This window comes from Agrobacterium sp. FDAARGOS_525, assembly GCF_003938925.1.
Lineage (GTDB): Bacteria > Pseudomonadota > Alphaproteobacteria > Rhizobiales > Rhizobiaceae > Agrobacterium > Agrobacterium pusense.
In genome coordinates this window covers 167,771-184,208 of sequence record NZ_RKIU01000003.1, presented here as the reverse complement: position 1 = coordinate 184,208, position 16,438 = coordinate 167,771, and the positions used below count along the sequence as shown (strand labels likewise).

At 59.5% G+C, this 16,438-nt stretch carries 14 protein-coding genes and 1 pseudogene; 11 read left to right on the top strand and 4 right to left on the bottom strand.

Annotated features, from left to right (window positions below; all coding sequences use genetic code 11):
- Positions 1-35 precede the first annotated feature (35 nt).
- Complete coding sequence (locus EGT36_RS02110; protein WP_037089845.1) at positions 36-1,142, bottom strand: ABC transporter substrate-binding protein; 1,107 nt, start codon at positions 1,140-1,142, stop codon at positions 36-38.
- 288 nt (positions 1,143-1,430) lie between these two features.
- Positions 1,431-2,309: a MurR/RpiR family transcriptional regulator gene (locus tag EGT36_RS02100; RefSeq protein WP_037089846.1), complete on the bottom strand. Its 879-nt coding sequence runs from the start codon at positions 2,307-2,309 to the stop codon at positions 1,431-1,433.
- 174 nt (positions 2,310-2,483) lie between these two features.
- Between EGT36_RS02100 and EGT36_RS02095 the strand changes: the two genes are divergently transcribed.
- From EGT36_RS02095 to EGT36_RS02055, 8 genes and pseudogenes are all read left to right on the top strand, one after another.
- Positions 2,484-3,257, top strand: coding sequence for an N-formylglutamate amidohydrolase (locus tag EGT36_RS02095; protein ID WP_037089848.1), 774 nt, complete (start codon positions 2,484-2,486; stop codon positions 3,255-3,257).
- A 213-nt stretch (positions 3,258-3,470) separates the two neighbouring features.
- Positions 3,471-4,975, top strand: a pseudogene (locus EGT36_RS02090) (amino acid permease).
- A 64-nt stretch (positions 4,976-5,039) separates the two neighbouring features.
- Entirely contained in the window at positions 5,040-6,407 is a 1,368-nt protein-coding gene (locus tag EGT36_RS02085; RefSeq protein WP_037089849.1) for a glutamine synthetase family protein, read from the top strand.
- An 18-nt stretch (positions 6,408-6,425) separates the two neighbouring features.
- A complete protein-coding gene (locus tag EGT36_RS02080) occupies positions 6,426-7,814 on the top strand; it encodes an aldehyde dehydrogenase family protein (protein ID WP_125270019.1) in 1,389 nt (462 codons plus the stop codon).
- A complete protein-coding gene (locus tag EGT36_RS02075; RefSeq protein WP_035209340.1) occupies positions 7,811-8,956 on the top strand; it encodes an iron-containing alcohol dehydrogenase in 1,146 nt (381 codons plus the stop codon). The genes EGT36_RS02080 and EGT36_RS02075 overlap by 4 nt, the downstream gene beginning before the upstream one ends.
- A gap of 254 nt (positions 8,957-9,210) precedes the next feature.
- On the top strand, positions 9,211-9,927 hold the full coding sequence (locus EGT36_RS02065; protein ID WP_022556625.1) for a ParA family protein: 717 nt from the start codon (positions 9,211-9,213) through the stop codon (positions 9,925-9,927).
- Positions 9,928-10,095: 168 nt separating this feature from the next.
- Positions 10,096-10,719 carry a TetR/AcrR family transcriptional regulator gene (locus EGT36_RS02060; RefSeq protein ID WP_037089973.1) on the top strand — a complete coding sequence of 208 codons (624 nt, stop codon included), beginning with the start codon at positions 10,096-10,098 and terminating at the stop codon, positions 10,717-10,719.
- Positions 10,720-10,765: 46 nt separating this feature from the next.
- Positions 10,766-11,971: an MFS transporter gene (locus EGT36_RS02055; protein WP_169692044.1), complete on the top strand. Its 1,206-nt coding sequence runs from the start codon at positions 10,766-10,768 to the stop codon at positions 11,969-11,971.
- Between the two features lie 57 nt (positions 11,972-12,028).
- On the opposite strand, the gene EGT36_RS02050 is transcribed toward EGT36_RS02055, so the two are convergent.
- A complete protein-coding gene (locus tag EGT36_RS02050) occupies positions 12,029-13,414 on the bottom strand; it encodes a L,D-transpeptidase family protein (RefSeq protein ID WP_004442842.1) in 1,386 nt (461 codons plus the stop codon).
- A 155-nt stretch (positions 13,415-13,569) separates the two neighbouring features.
- Between EGT36_RS02050 and EGT36_RS02045 the strand changes: the two genes are divergently transcribed.
- The 3 genes from EGT36_RS02045 (at position 13,570) to EGT36_RS02035 (ending at position 15,352) form a co-directional block, all read left to right on the top strand.
- On the top strand, positions 13,570-14,403 hold the full coding sequence (locus EGT36_RS02045; protein WP_037089853.1) for an aldose 1-epimerase family protein: 834 nt from the start codon (positions 13,570-13,572) through the stop codon (positions 14,401-14,403).
- Between the two features lie 218 nt (positions 14,404-14,621).
- Complete coding sequence (locus tag EGT36_RS02040) at positions 14,622-14,960, top strand: protein tyrosine phosphatase family protein (protein ID WP_003522797.1); 339 nt, start codon at positions 14,622-14,624, stop codon at positions 14,958-14,960.
- 50 nt (positions 14,961-15,010) lie between these two features.
- Positions 15,011-15,352, top strand: a complete 342-nt coding sequence (locus EGT36_RS02035; protein ID WP_037089854.1) for a RidA family protein — start codon at positions 15,011-15,013, stop codon at positions 15,350-15,352.
- Positions 15,353-15,621: 269 nt separating this feature from the next.
- Here EGT36_RS02035 and EGT36_RS02030 read toward each other — a convergent pair whose 3' ends face one another.
- On the bottom strand, positions 15,622-16,386 hold the full coding sequence (locus EGT36_RS02030; protein ID WP_037089855.1) for a HugZ family pyridoxamine 5'-phosphate oxidase: 765 nt from the start codon (positions 16,384-16,386) through the stop codon (positions 15,622-15,624).
- Between the last annotated feature and the right edge of the window lie 52 nt (positions 16,387-16,438).

Sequence of the window (16,438 nt, the reverse complement as noted above, 5' to 3'; positions counted from 1 at the left end):
CCGGCTTTGATCGGCCGGGGTGCGTTTCCAACAATTTACTTCACGTTCGCGCCGACAACGCTATCCCAGCCGCCCGTGACGGCCGCCTTGTTGGCATCGACTTCCTCGAGCGTCGGGAAGATCGCCTTTTCATAGGCTGCTGCCGGCGGCAGGCTGTCGATCAGGTCCTGCGGAACCTTGCCGGCCTTGACCATGGCGTTGAAGCGGATCGGGTGGCAATAACCCTTCAGCCAGCCGAGCTGACCGTCGTCGGAGTAGAGGTGCTCCATCCACAGCTTGGCAGCATTCGGATGCGGGGCGTAAGCGGAAATGCCCTGCACGTAAACACCGGCGAGAACGCCCTTCTCGGGAACGACGACTTCCGTCGGCGGGTTGTCGTTCAGCGTCTTCTTCCAGGACAGCGCATTATAGTCCCAGGCAACGATAATCGGCGTGGCACCCTGTGCAAGTGTACCGGCCTTGCCAATAGTCGGCAGGAAGTTGCCAGCCTTGTTGAGCTCGGCGAAATATTTCAGGCCGGCTTCACCGGCTTCCTTGCCGGATTTTGCTCCGGTTGAAAGACCGGCGGCGAGAACACCGAGGATAGCCTGGTTGGAGGCGCGCGGGTCACCCGCAAGCGCGACCTGACCGGAATAGTCAGCCTTCAGAAGGTCTGCCCAGTCCTTCGGCGTTTCCTTGACAAGATCCTTGTTCACGAAGAACGACATCACGCCGTAATAGTCGCCGTACCAGTAACCTTCGGGATCCTTGACGTTGTCAGGAATTTCGTCCCAGGTGGAGACCTTGTAGGGCTGCAGCAGGCCTTCGGCCTTCATCTGCGGGCCGAAAGCAAGACCGACGTCAATGACGTCAGGCGCCTGCGGGCCCTTATTGTCCTTGTTTGCCTTGACTGCTTCGACTTCGTCGGCGGAGCCGGCGTCGGGGTTCAGTTCATTGACGGTGATTTCCGGATATTTCGCCTTGAAGGCGGCGATCACGTCGCCGTAACCACACCAATCGTGCGGCAGGGCGATGGTGGTCAGCATGCCTTCCTTCTTGGCGGCGGCGATCAGTTCGGCGCTCGGCTCAGCGGCGGCAATAGCGGTGGAGGCGATGACCAGTGCGGTGGTTGTAGCAAGCAGTCGGCGGCAGTGAGAGATCACTTTTTTCTCCTCTTCGTGTTCTCATATTGCGGACGCTGATACGGATTCTCGATGAAGCTAATGTGACGGCTGGATGGCAATTCATTTATCCGGATTCCGCCACTTTAAACCCATTTTCCGCCATTATCGGGCTTTTTGCCAGCAATTGCGGGAGTTGACCGTTTTTGTCCGTTAGACCAGATGCGTTCCCCAGCTTGGTTTTTCCCCTGCTTTATCGTGCTGGTAGCGATCGCAGGTATCCAATCAGCGTGCGGCATCGACGTCAAGTCGTATGCCGGCTACGCATATTCACGTTCTATCAGGGCGTCGGAACAGGCGTGTCTGTTCAAACAGGCCCTCCAGTGCGTTCATGCGTTCCTTGGTTTCGTCCCACGTGCCGCTCTGCACCGCTTCGATCAGCGCCTCGACGACAAAAAGCGTAACGACAGACGAATCCCACGCGGACGGGGCCTCTATTTTGACCCGGAAAATATGCAGCGCATGACGCGCCACCGGCGATGTCCACTGGTCGGTAAAGAGGATTATCTGCACCCCATTTGCCTTGGCCACCTCTGCCAGCGTCGTCATATCGTGCTCGTAACGGCGGATGTCGAAAATGACGAGCACATCGCCGGCGCTCATATTCAGCATATATTGCGGCCAGGCGCTGGAGTTGGACGACATCAGCGTTGTCTTCGGCCGGATCACCTGCATGTGGGTGAAGAAATATTCGGCAATCGCACCGGTGATGCGCCCGCCGACGAAGTAGATGCTGCGCTTGCGGTCGGAAAGCAGCGCGGCGGCATTGTCGAAGACGGCGGTATCGAGATCCCCAAGCGTATCGCGCAGATTGCCGGTAATGGCGTCGGCGAAACGGTTGAGAATGTGCAGGCCCGGCGCATTGGTTGCCCAGCGGTCATGTTTGGCCACCGGACCGGAGATCGTCGCTTCCAGCTCCTGGTGCAGATGCGCCTGAAATTCGGGGTAGCCCTTATAGCCGAGCTTCTGCACCATCCGCGCCACTGTCGGGGTGGAAACACCGGCATTTTCGGCAATCGTGGTGATGCTGCCGAGGCCGGACACCGGATAATTGCCGAGCAGGCTTTCTGCCAGCCGTTTTTCGGAACGTGTCAGCGCGTCGTAATGGGCATGGATGACGTCCGACACGGTGGCCACGGTGTTGCGCAAATCTTTCCCCTTCCGGTCTTTCTGCCGGTGTGTGCGCTAAAATAAACATCTCTGCCCGTAATTGAGTCAATGGAAAAATGAAGAGAAAATTTCAAAATTCCATTTGACACCCGCCATAATGTGAAGAATTCTTTTCGCCGTTAGGGAAGACGGTTTTCCGGGTGGGGTACGTGCATGACGGTGCGTTCGCGGTTTTTCACAGAAGCGGAAGGGCAGGCCGTTGGCATCGAGAATGCCGGTGCGGCGGGCGATGTCCTGCTCGTCTGCGAACATGCTTCGGCCACCGTTCCGCAAAGATTCGGCACGCTCGGCCTGTCGCCCGAGGTTCTTTCAAGTCATGTGGCATGGGACCCCGGCGCTCTGGCCGTTGCCCGTCTGCTTTCGGAGAAGCTCGACGCGACGCTCATTTATCAGAGGTTTTCCCGCCTGGTCTATGATTGCAACAGGCCCCCCGAATCGCCGTCCGCCATGCCGGTGAAAAGCGAAGTATATGATATTCCAGGCAATTTCGACCTCACCGAAGCGGAGCGGTTTGCCCGAACGTCAGCGCTGTATGTGCCGTTTCACGACCGGGTGAGCGAGATCATCGCCGAGCGGCAGGCGAACGGCCGCAAGGTGGTGGTGGTGACCATCCACAGTTTCACGCCGGTTTATCACGGCCGGTTCCGCGAGGTTGAGATGGGCATCCTGCATGATACCGACAGCCGTCTCGCTGACGCCATGCTGACAGGCGCCGAAGGGGCCTCGCTCATGGTCAATCGCAACGATCCTTATGGCCCGGAAGATGGCGTGACGCATACGTTGCGACTCCATGCGCTGCCGGACGGGCTTTTGAACGTCATGATCGAGATCCGCAACGATCTGATCGCCGATGAAGGAGAGCAGGCGAACATCGCCGCATTTCTACACGAGCTTATGGGGAAGGCACTCGCATCGATCGACGAGTGAGGGAGCAAGGGCCGGCCGATGGTGAACACACCGGGGTCAGGCATCGAAGGGAGACTGCCGCCATCCGGTCAAAGAAGCCGGAAAACGAAGCGGTACGGGAACAGCAGATGCGTGCGGCGCGATCCGGGAGTTTCCTGATGGCGCCGAAGACTGGGGCACAATCGGCCAATAACGGCTGACTGGCTTGTTTTTTTCTTATCAGGAGAGAAGGGCATGGACAGTTCATCGTCAGGCGTCAGCTACAAGAAAGCTGATGCATCCTATTTCGAAAAACGCGGACTATCCCGTTATGCGGGCGTGTGGTCGCTCTGGTCGCTTGGCGTCGGCGCGGTCATATCAGGGCATTTTTCCGGATGGAATTTCGGTTTCTCCACCGGCGGCTGGGGCGGCATGCTGGTGGCGGGCATCATCATCGCCATCATGTATCTCGGGCTGACATTCTCGATCGCCGAAATGAGCCCGGCGCTGCCCCACACGGGTGCGGCCTATTCCTTCGCTCGCACGGCCATGGGCCCCTGGGGCGGCTTCATCACCGGTCTTTGTGAGAATGTTGAATACGTGCTGACGCCGGCGGTCGTCGTCACCTTCATCACAGCCTATGTGAACTCGATTCTCGGCCTCGATCCGGCCTCGTGTGGATAGCGTTTTACGCGATATTCCTTGCGCTCAACGTCTTCGGGCTTGAGCTTTCCTTCAAGGTGACGCTCGTCATCACGCTGATTTCGCTCGCCGTTCTGGTGTTCTTCTGGATCAGTGCCATTCCCAATATCGATTTTTCGCGTTTTGCGCTCAACATCGGCGTCGGACCTGATGGCAAGGCGGTGGAACTGCCGGAGGGCGGTGGCTCGTTCTTCCCGTTCGGTTTTTCGGGCGTTCTCGCCACGCTGCCTTTCGCGGTCTGGCTGTTCCTCGCCATCGAGCAGCTGCCGCTGGCGGCTGAGGAATCCGTCGATCCGAAACGCGACATGCCGAAGGGAATCATCCTTGGCATGGTCACGCTGATGGTTTCGGCCTTCATGATCGTGCTGCTCAACCCGTCGCTGCCGGGCGTCGGCGCCTTCCATCTCAGCTCCTCGCTTGAGCCGCTGCTTGATGGCTTCAAGGCGATCTATGGCGATGGCGGTGTGGTGCTGCTCGGTCTCGTCGCGCTTACCGGCCTCATCGCCAGCTTCCATACGATCCTCTATGCGCAGGGCCGCCAGATCTATTCGCTGTCGCGTGCGGGTTATTTCCCGACGGTGCTGTCGATCACCCACTCGAAATACCGCACGCCATACGTGGCCAACATCACCGGCGCGATCGTCGGCCTTGCGGTCATGCTGGTCATCTGGTTCGCGCTGGGTGCGGAACAGGGCGGCAGCATCATCGGCAGCGTGCTTTTGAACATGGCTGTGTTCGGCGCGATGTTCTCCTACATCATGCAGGCGATTTCCTTCATCCTGCTTCGCAAGAACCTGCCGCATATCGAGCGGCCGTTCCGCTCGCCCTTCGGCATTCCAGGTGCGGTGCTGACTGTCATCATCGCCATCGTCACGCTGCTTTACCAGATCCAGGATCCGAACTTCACAAAGGGCGTGCTCTGGGTCGCCGTCTGGTTTGCGGTCGCCATCGCCTATTTCGCTTTCATCGGCCGTCATCGCCTCATCCTCTCGCCGGAAGAGGAATTCGCGCTGGAGCACAAGCAGGCTGCCATGGCAGCGGCGGCTGCAAAGGCCTGATGCTTAAACAAACGGGCGGCCGCATTCCGGCCGCCCGGTCACGACAATAAAGGGAACGGATAAAATGACGAGCTACACATTTGACGCGCTTAAAATGGATGTCGCCGAAGGGCGCATCGACACGGTTCTGGCCTGCCTTGTCGACATGCAGGGGCGTCTGATGGGCAAACGGTTCCAGGCGGAGTTCTTCGTCGAAAGCGCCTTTGAGGAAACCCATAGCTGCAACTATGTGCTTGCCACCGATATGGAGATGGAGACCGTTCCCGGTTACAAATCCTCCAGCTGGGAGAAGGGTTACGGCGATTATGTCCTGAAGCCCGATCTTTCGACGCTGCGCCGTGTGCCGTGGCTGGAAGGCACGGCGCTGGTGCTGTGCGACGTGCTCGATCATCACACCCACGAAGAGGTTCCGCATTCGCCGCGCGCGCTTCTCAAGAAGCAGGTGGCTCGGCTGGAGGCCATGGGGCTGAAGGCCTATATGGCGACCGAACTTGAATTCTTCCTCTTCGACCAGACTTTCGACGCGGCGCGCGCCAGCGGTTACAAGGGGCTGAACCTCGCCAGCGGCTATAATGAAGATTACCATATCTTCCAGACGACCAAGGAGGAAGATGTGATGCGGGCGCTGCGCAAGGGCCTGCAGGGGGCCGGCATTCCGGTTGAAAATTCCAAGGGCGAAGCGTCCGCGGGGCAGGCGGAGATCAATGTTCGTTACGCCGATGCGCTGACCATGGCAGACAGGCACGCGATCATCAAGAACGCCACCAAGGAGATCGCCTGGTCCAAAGGCAAGGCCGTGACGTTCCTCGCCAAGTGGAACTACAATGCCGCCGGCAGTTCCTCACATATTCACCAGTCGCTGTGGAGCCTTGACGGGAAGACGCCCGCGTTCCTGGACAAAGATGCGGAGCACGGCATGTCGCAATTGATGCGGCATTATGTTGCCGGGCTGCTGGCCCACGCCAGTGAAATTACTTATTTCCTCGCCCCGTACATCAATTCCTACAAGCGTTTCATGGCGGGTACCTTCGCGCCCACAAAAGCGATCTGGAGCTTCGACAACCGCACGGCGGGATATCGCCTCTGTGGCGCCGATACCAAGGGCATCCGCATCGAATGCCGCGTGGGCGGCTCCGATCTCAACCCCTATCTCGCCATGGCCGCCCTGCTTGCAGCAGGCATTGACGGCATCGAAAATAAACTTGAACTTGAGCCCGAATTTGTCGGTGATGCCTATGGCGGCAAGGATGTGCGCGAGATACCCAAGACATTGCGTGACGCCACTGCGTTTCTGGACGGATCGAAAATGCTGCGCAGCGCCTTTGGCGACGATGTGATCGATCATTACGTCCGCGCCGGGGCGTGGGAACAGGAAGAATACGACCGCCGCGTGACCGACTGGGAAGTGGCGCGCGGTTTCGAACGAGCCTAATCATTACGGGAAAACATCATGACCATGATCCAGAATATCTCGCCCATCGACGGCTCGGTTTATGCCGAGCGGGAGGCGATGTCGCTGGAGGCGGCGCGGGCCGCCGTTTCGAAGGCGCGCAAGGCGCAGAAGGACTGGGCGCGGCGTCCGCTCGAGGACCGCGTTCAGCTGGTGCTGAAGGGCGTCGCGCGGCTCAATGAAATGGTGGCTGAGGTCGTGCCGGAACTCGCCCACATGATGGGCCGTCCAGTGCGTTATGGCGGTGAGTTCAAGGGTTTTAACGAGCGCTCGAACTATGTCGCGTCCATTGCCGCCGATGCGCTGGCGCCGCTCGTCATCGAGGAAAGCGGCAATTTCGAACGCCGCATCGAACGCGAAGCCCATGGCGTGGTCTTCGTTATCGCGCCGTGGAACTATCCTTACATGACGGCGATCAACACCGTCGCGCCCGCTTTGATGGCCGGCAATACGGTCGTCATCAAACATGCGGCGCAGACGCTGCTGGTCGGCGAGCGCATGGTGCGGGCCTTTGTCGAGGCTGGCGTGCCTGACGATGTCTTCATCAATGTCTTCCTAGACCATGGTACGACCTCGGCGCTCATTTCCGAGGGCCTTTTCAACTTCGTCAACTTCACCGGTTCGGTGGAAGGTGGCCGTGCCATCGAGCGCGCCGCTGCCGGCACCTTCACCGGTCTCGGTCTTGAACTCGGCGGCAAGGACCCCGGTTATGTGATGGAGGATGCAGATCTGGATGCCGCCGTCGATACGCTGATGGATGGCGCCACCTATAATTCCGGTCAATGCTGCTGCGGCATCGAGCGTATCTACGTCAACGAAAACCTCTATGACGCCTTTGTCGAGAAGTCGGTCGCGTGGGTTTCCAATTACAAGCTCGGCAATCCGCTGGAGCAGGAAACGACGCTCGGGCCGATGGCCAACAAGCGTTTCGCCAAGGTGGTGCGCGCGCAGGTGGCCGATGCCGTCTCGAAGGGTGCCAAAGCGTTGGTCGATCCAAAGCTGTTCCCTGCCGATGATGGCGAAAGCGCCTATGTCGCGCCGCAAATCCTCGTCAATGTCGATCACTCCATGGAGTTCATGACCGAAGAAACCTTCGGCCCGGCGGTGGGCATCATGAAGGTGAAGAACGACGACGAAGCCATCGCGCTGATGAATGACAGCAAGTACGGGCTGACCGCTTCGCTCTGGACGCAGGATGCCGCCCGTGCCGGGCGCATCGGCCGCGAGATCGAAACCGGAACCGTGTTCATGAACCGTGCGGACTATCTCGACCCGGCGCTTTGCTGGACCGGTGTGAAGGAAACGGGCCGTGGCGGTTCGCTCTCCGTCCTCGGTTTCCAGAACCTGACCCGTCCGAAATCCTACCATCTGAAGAAAGTCACGAAATGAATATCGTCGCCAACTGGAGCTATCCCACCGCCGTCAAGCTTGGCCGTGGCCGGATCAAGGAACTGGCGGAAGCCTGCAAGACGCTTGGTATCAAGAAGCCGCTTCTCGTTACGGATCGCGGCCTTGCCAATATGGCGATCACCGCGCATGCGCTGGATGTGCTGGAAGAGGCGGGTCTCGGCCGGGCGATCTTCGCCGAGGTCGATCCGAACCCGAACGAAATCAACATGGAAGCGGGTGTGAAAGCTTATCGCGATGGCGGCCATGACGGCGTCGTCGCTTTCGGCGGCGGCTCGGGCCTCGATCTTGGCAAGACCATCGCCTTCATGGCCGGGCAGACCCGCCCGGTCTGGGATTTCGAGGATATTGGCGACTGGTGGACCCGCGCGGACGCCTCAAAGATCGCGCCCATTGTCGCGGTTCCAACGACGGCCGGCACCGGTTCGGAAGTCGGTCGCGCCAGCGTCATCACCAATTCGCAGACGCATGTGAAAAAGATCATCTTCCATCCGAAGCTCTTGCCCGGCGTCGTCATCTGCGATCCGGAGCTGACGGTTGGTATGCCGAAGGTCATCACGGCTGGCACGGGCATGGATGCTTTCGCCCATTGCCTGGAGGCCTATTCCTCGCCCTTCTATCATCCGATGAGTGCCGGTGTGGCGCTGGAGGGCCTGCGTCTCGTCAAGGAATTCCTGCCGCGCGCCTATAGAGACGGTACTGATATTGAAGCCCGCACCAACATGATGGCGGCGGCAGCGATGGGGGCAGTTGCCTTCCAGAAGGGCCTTGGCGCCATCCATTCGCTCTCGCATCCGATCGGCGCTGTCTACAACACCCATCACGGCATGACCAATGCCGTCGTCATGCCGGCCGTGCTGCGCTTCAACCGTCCTGCCATCGAGGACAAGATTGCCCGCGCTGCTGCCTATCTTGGCATTTCCGGCGGTTTCGACGGCTTTTATGACTATGTGCTGGAGCTTCGCAAGGAACTCGGCGTGCCTGAGAACCTCACCGCCATGGGCATCAAGCCGGATCGTATCGACGAACTTGCGGCGGAAGCGATCAAGGATCCGAGTTGCGGTGGCAATCCAGTGCCGATGACGCTGGAGAATACCAAGGCACTTTTTGAGGCTTGCTTTTAAGGAGTTACCTTTGATCGCCAGGTTTGTGAGAGGTTGAGAGGGTGCCGCTTGTTTCTTCTCCCCGGCGGGGAGAAGAAACCTGCGGCGACGCTGTACCCCGCATCGGTGCCGAGCGACCATCGCGGGCTTTTCTCATAGCACTTCTTCCCGGCGTTAGCGTTTTATTAACCCTGTTCGTTAAGATTATGGAAAGCACCATGAAGTGGGTCGGTGCGTGAATGAGCATGAAGCGGCTCTGACAAACAGGGGGTATCATGTCAGTCATCACTTTCGCCAATACCAAGGGCGGCGCCGGAAAAACCACGGCCGTGCTGCTTCTGGCGACCGAACTCGCCCGTAGCGGCCATCGGGTGACGGTTCTGGATGCCGATCCGCAATTGTGGATTTCCCGCTGGTACGAACTCTCGGGCATGGTAGAAAACCTGTCAGTGATTTCGCATGTGACGATGGCTTCGCTTGAAGGCCACATTCGCGAAAACCGGGCCAATACAGACTGTTTCATCATTGACCTGCCCGGCGCAAAAACGCCGCTTTTGACCATGGCGCTCGGTATTTCCGATCATGTTCTGATTCCGGTACAGGGATCGGCCATGGATGCGCGTGGCGCTGCCGAAGTTCTCGATCACATCGAATTCCTGAACCGCAAGATGGGCAAGGCGATCGCCCATTCCATCGTGCTGACACGGGTCAACGCCATGGTGGCAACGCGTTCGCTGTTGCTCGTCAAGATGCTGCTGGCGGAAAAAAACGTCTCCGTGCTCAACACGGCGATTGTCGAGCGGGCGGCCTATCGCGATATTTTCGACTATGGCGGCACGCTTCTCTGTCAGGATGGCAAGAAGGTTAGCAATATCGACAAGGCGGTAGAAAATGCGGCGGCCTTTGCCGAGGAAGTCATCAACCTCCTGCCGAAAAGACTTCCGAGGCGCGTTGCGCACTTGGCACGTCTCGTGACACGCAGGGCTGCCTGACCTCGCGTTGCGAATCCGGCCCGGTTGCGGCGACGGTGCGACGGTTTGGTGAAATGGGTGCCCCACAAAAATGCGGAGAAGAGGCGCCTTTACGAGGCGCTCCCGCAACCTCTTCATGGCGCGAAATTTTTGCTTGATTTGGAAACGATCGTTTCCTATATTCGGTTCATGAGCAATTTCAGCCAGCCCCATTCCCCGGAACAGCGCCATCGCGGCCGCCCGCGCGAGTTCGATCTTGAACGCGCGCTCGATGGCGCGATCAAGGTATTCTCGCGGCGCGGTTATCACGCCACCTCGGTAGGCGACCTTACCGATGCGATGGAGCTGGCCCAGGGTAGCCTCTACAAGGCCTTCAAGGATAAGAAAGCCGTCTTCATCGCGACGATGGAGCGCTACAGGATCATGCAGACGGAGCGTTTTGAGGCAGCTGTGGCCGGTTTCGACACCGGTTATGAGCGGCTGAGAGCGGGGCTGATGTTTTACGCCGAACGATCCCACGGCGGTGTCGGCTCCGACGGATGTCTGGTGGTTGGTGCCGCTGCTGATCTGGCGGCACTGGACGACGACATCGCCGTTGTGGTCGAGAGGGCCGTGAAGGCGAGGGAGCGGATCGTCGCCCGCCTCGTTGCCGAAGGGCAGAAGGATGGTTCCGTGCGGTCCAAGGCTGATCCCGATGATCTTGCGCGGGCGATGCTGTGCATGATGTACGGTATGCGCGTGGTGGGAAAGACAGGGCGGAGCCTTAAAGACATGGTGGCCGTGGTGGATATTGCCATGAGGCTTGCCGAGTAATTTTGTGAATATTTAGGAAACGATTGTTTCCATATTGGAGAAAATGATGACGACGCGTGTAATTGATGGGGATGATATTCAGGCACCATCCATTTCCCCGGCTTTGACTTTCCTGCTGGCGACAGCCTGCGGATTGATCGCGGCCAATCTTTATTATGGTCAGCCGCTTGCCGGCATCATCGGTGCGGAGCTTGGTCTTTCCGCTGGCGCGACGGGGCTGATCGTGACCCTGACACAGATTGGTTACGGTATCGGTCTGCTGTTTGTCGTGCCGCTCGGCGATCTCGTGGAAAACCGCAAGCTGGTCGTCGGCTCCGTCTCCATGGCGGTGCTTTCCCTTGCGGCCGCAGCATTCGCGCCACATGCGACGCCGTTTCTGATCGCAGCCTTCCTGGTAGGAGTCAGTTCGGTGGCGGTGCAGGTCATCGTTCCCTATGCGGCCCATATGGCGCCGCACGCCATTCGCGGGCGGGTGGTCGGCAATGTCATGAGCGGGTTGATGGCCGGCATCATGCTGGCGCGGCCGGTTTCCAGCCTTCTGTCGGAAGTTGTCTCCTGGCGCGGTGTGTTTCTGACGTCTGCGGCCGTCATGGCGCTTCTTGCCGTGGTGCTTTTCCGGCTCCTGCCGACCCGTGTGCCTGAAGCGCGGCTGAGCTATGGCGCCTTGATGGCTTCGATGGGCCGGCTGGCGCTTCACACCCCGGTCCTGCGGCGGCGGGCGATCTATCATGCCTTTCTCTTCGCGGCCTTCAGCCTGTTCTGGACCACGACGCCTCTTTATCTGAGTGGGCCGCATTTCAATCTCAGCCAGGGTGAGATCGCACTCTTCGCACTGGCTGGTGCGGCCGGCACCGTCGCCGCCCCGATTGCCGGGCGGATGGCCGATCGCGGATGGACGCGGGCGGCGACATTCTTTGCACTGCTGGCGGTAGCACTCTCTTTCGCCGTCACGCATCTTGCGCCCGAGGGATCGCATCTGGCGCTCGCCATTCTTGTCATTGCCGCAATCGTTCTGGATTTCGGTGTCACCACCAATCTGGTGCTCGGGCAGCGGGCGATCTTCACGCTGGGGGCGGAATTCCGCAGCCGCCTGAACGGCATCTATATGGCGACATTTTTCATGGGCGGTGCAATTGGTTCCGCCGTTGGCGGCTGGGCCTATGCGATTGGCGAATGGCAAGCCGCCTCCTGGATCGGCTTTGCTCTTCCGGTAGCCGCGCTGCTATATTTCCTGACGGAAAAGCGCGACTGAAACGTCATAACTAAAAAAGCCCGGACCACCGGGCTTTTTCCTTTTCTTCCAGTCGATTTATTCCGCGAATTCGACCACCACACCGGGACGGACCATTTTCGCCAGTTCGGTGGCATCCCAGTTGGTCAGGCGAATACAGCCATGGCTGTTCGTCTTGCCGATCTTCGAGGGTTCCGGCGTGCCGTGAATGCCGTAGGTCGGCTTCGACAGGGCGATCCAGACCGTGCCGACAGGACCGTTCGGGCCCGGCGGGATCTGCAGGATCTTGTCGTTCTGACCCTGCTTGAAGTTGATCTTGGGATTATAGGTGTAGCCCGGATTGAGCGCGATACGCTCTACCGTATGGGTGCCGCTTGGCGAGGGCGTGTCCGTGGAGCCGATCGTGGCTGGATAGGCGGCAATCAGATTGCCGTCCTGGCCATAGGCGAAGACCTGCTTGATACCCTTGTGCGCAACGATGCGGGCGACCTGCCCCTTCTTCGCCTCGCCGGGATTGACGACCTTGATGATGGTGCCGGGCACGGAGAAATCGACGCCGGGGTTCAGCTCTTTCAGATAGTTCTCATCCATGTGGAAGCGTTCGGCCAGCGCTTCCGAGGTCGACGTAAAGGAGAGGGCAGGCAGCTGCGATTTCTCGGCATAGTCGTCCGGGATGGAGGCCACGTAGGGGCCAGCGGCATCGGCGGCGGTGATCGTGTAATCCACAATCGGCATGCCGCCCGAGGCGCGCAGGCGCTCCAGAATGTCTTCTGAATTGTTCGGGTCGAGCTTTTCGCCCGTCATGTCCTGCCAGGCGGCTATGGCCTTGTTGACATTGTCGCCCATCTTCCCGTCGATCACGCCGGGGGAGATGCCCTCGCGGTCGAGGAAGGTCTGGAGCGCGACGATTTCCTGGCGGGAACGGTTGACCGGCGTCGTTACCGGCGTATGCCGCTCGATCAGGTGGTCCGGTTGCGGAACGGCGGCCGTGGTGCTTTCTCCCGGCATCGGCTGGCCGAGCGGGCCGCTTTCCACCGCGCCGGGGGCTGGCACGGAACCGGTGTAGAGATTCTCATCGGAGCCGTCGCCGCGATATTCGCGATAATCGCGCACGTTGCCGTTGTCCTGATAACCGTAGTCGCGCGGCGGCTCACGATACTGGCCACCGGGGGCGGGTGGATAATAGGTGGTGTCGCGCTGGCGTACCTGCTGCCGCTGCTGGTAGCCGGAGGGCATTTCGGTGGCCAGCAGGTTGCCGTACTGGTCGTAGAACACGGTACGGCCCATCGCGTCACGGCTGATGACGATGTCGCCACGTTCCGGCATGAAATCGAGAACGCGGCCATCCGGCGTAACCAGCATGGTCTGTTCGCCATAACGCTGCTGCGCGCCAGCCTGTAGCGGAGCGAAAATCGACGCCACGGCGATCGTCAGGCCCAGAGCTGCGTTAAGAAACTGTTTCACGATTCTGCTATCCCTTGCTTCGTCACCGATAAACACACCGTAATCTTGACCCTATTGTGAAAAAGGTGAATTCGCGGTTAATGCAATCTTAATTTCCGTCACGGTTAGTAGCGTTTCCGTGAACCATGCGTTTTTACTGCCACAGGGAGGTTGTCTTGCGTTCGTTTCAGGCTGGCAGATCGCCACGCATTTTCCTCGATGAGACCTCCGTTTTCGATATCGGCGCCTGCGTCGTCGATGGCATAGACATCGCGCCCGGCCGCGCCATTCCCGATGATGGCGATGCGCGTATCGACCACTCGCTTGAAGGCTTTCTTTTTACCTGTGGTCCCGATCATATCCGTCATCCCGAACCGATTGATGGTGACCGCGAGGGGCGTCGATATCCCTTGCATGGCTCCTTCTCCTCGCATCCCGCAACGACCACCGCGTTCGATGTTCTCGAGTCCAATGCGCTGGCGCGCGTCGAGGTTCCCGTGAAGCTTGCGGATGGCGGCACGGCGCTGCTGGAACGGACATGGAAGATCGATGGCGAAAGCGGCGAGGTCAGCCTCGATGACAGGATCGTCAATACGTCCGGGCGGCAGATTCCAGTATTCCTGATGTACCATATGAATGTCGGCGCCCGCCTGTTTGACGATGCGGTGCGGCTTGAAGGCGCAATGCTGGATGGCGGCGGCCATGGCTGGCGTTTTGGCGAGGAGCCGGGCACTGTTTTCTGTGTCTCGGCCGGCAAGACTGAATGGGCGGAATTGAAACTCGGCCCGATTGCGGCCATTGGCGGGAAGACGCTCACCGTGCGTTTTCGCACGGAGACGCTGCCCTATCTGCAGATGTGGCGCAACCAGCAGGCACCGGCGAACGTGCTCGGCATCGAGCCGGTTTCGCATCGCTGGGTGGGGCGTAGCGAGCTTGAGGCAGCCGGTGAGTTCAATATTCTTCAGCCGGGCGAAAGCCGTTCCTTCGGTCTGCGCTTTTCCATCCTCTGAGCCGTACCGAATGAAGACCGGGCATCATTGACGCATGGGATTTGACCGCTTACATCGGATGCGGATTTCTAGATCGTTTTGGCTTTTCTTCGAATCGCCAAAACGATCTAGCTCTTTGATTTTACGCGTTGTCCGGACGTAAAAGCGTTTCCGCTTTTACTGGAAACGCTCTAAGGATGACGGCCAGCAGCGCGGACGCCGGTTTCAGGAGGCATGACATGGATATCAGGCGCATAGACGACGAATATTCGGTAACTGGACAGATCAGCGTCGCCGATCTGGATGAGATCAAGGCACTCGGCTTCAAGTCGATCGTCTGCCACCGCCCGGACGGCGAAGAAGACGGTCAGCCGCTTTTTGCCGATATTGCCGAGCGTGCAGAGCAGCTTGGCCTGACGATCATGCATGTGCCGGTCGGCCGCTATGGCGTCGACGCCGATGCCGTTGCCGGCATGGTGGATGCGCTCGATGAATTGCAGCGCCCGATGCTCGGCTATTGCCGTTCCGGCGCGCGCTCCACGGCGATCTACGAAAAGACCCATCACCTGCGCGGCTGATTTTTCGCGCATCATTCTATTTTTCAAGTGCCAATCAACAGGAGTTTTCCATGACCATCAAGCGTATCGAGCCGGGCAAGCGCATGAGCGGCGCCGTCGTTCACGGCAACACCGTTTATCTGGCCGGCCAGGTTGGCGAAGGTACGAGCGTGACGGAACAGAGCAAGTCGGCTCTCGCTGAAGTCGACCGCCTGCTGGCCGCTGTCGGTTCCGACAAGTCGAAGATCCTGCAGACCATCATCTACCTCTCCGACATGTCCACCTTCGGCGAAATGAACGCTGTCTGGGAAGGCTGGATCGACCCGGCAAACCCGCCGGCCCGCGCCACCAGCGAAGCCGCGCTGGCAACGCCTGATTACAAGGTTGAATTCATCGTCACCGCTGCTCTCTGAGCATCAGTCTGATCTTCAAGAAAAGGCCGGGTCGCGGAATGCGGCCCGGCCTTTTTGATGGGATGGGGTCAAAAACTCGCCCCCGTCATGCCGGGCTTAACCCGGCATCCAGCCACGGCGCGTCTGCGCCGTGAAAAGAGTCTTTCGCGATCAAGGACTTGATCGCGCTGGACCCCGGATCTAGTCCGGGGTGACGGCGCGGCGCGGCGACATGGCCACAAAATGCCAAGTAGAAGCAATTTTCATGTTTTTTGAATCGCTTGCGTCCGTCACCTCACCGGCGAAGCAAGCGCCTTCTCAAACTGCTTCAGCGTCGTCACCCGCTCCGTAAACCAAAGCCGGGCCAGATCGCTGGCCGAGGCGAAATCGATACCATCCGGATCGATGGAGGTGATCGTCCATCGGCCAGCCTTTGCGCCAGCTAGAACGGCGAGCCGAGCTGCTTCGCCCTTGATGGCGTTAAGGCGGGTCGCTTCGCTTTCCGCCGCCGCCATCAGTTCTTCTGCGCCTGACAGATCGGTCCGCAGATCGGCGGGGATGATATTGCTGTTGTTGCGGGCCGGGCCGCCATTAATCTGCACGCCTTCCGTCCGCAGCCGGTAAAGCCTTGTGTCGGGAAGGGAGAGATAAAGTTTCGCTTTGGGGTAGCGGGCAATGTAGCGCGCGATGGCGATCGGCACTTCATCCGGGCTGATTTGTTCCGCCCTGCCCACCAGTGTCAGGCGCGGCAGCGTCAGCGCGTCACCCTTGCCGAAAGGGGCGAGTGTCAGCGAGATACGAGAATCGCTTTCCATATTGCGGGCGTGCAGCGTCAGCCCGGCCGCGAAGAAGAACGGCGTGCCATCCGGCTCGATGCCGATATTGGTCGCGGTTGTATAGGGATAACCGCTGACGGGATCGAGCGTGGCGAGTGCTGCCGTGCGGGACGTGTGCAGCACATCGCGGGCCACGCGCACTGCCTCGAAAGGCGCGCCGGCCGAGGGCTCGATCTTCGCGCCGCGTGGGGTGATGACGGGAGGGGCTGTATCCGGCATGGCGTTTCCTAAGCTGTGAGTCACAGTCAGGATTTACACCATGCCGAAGCCA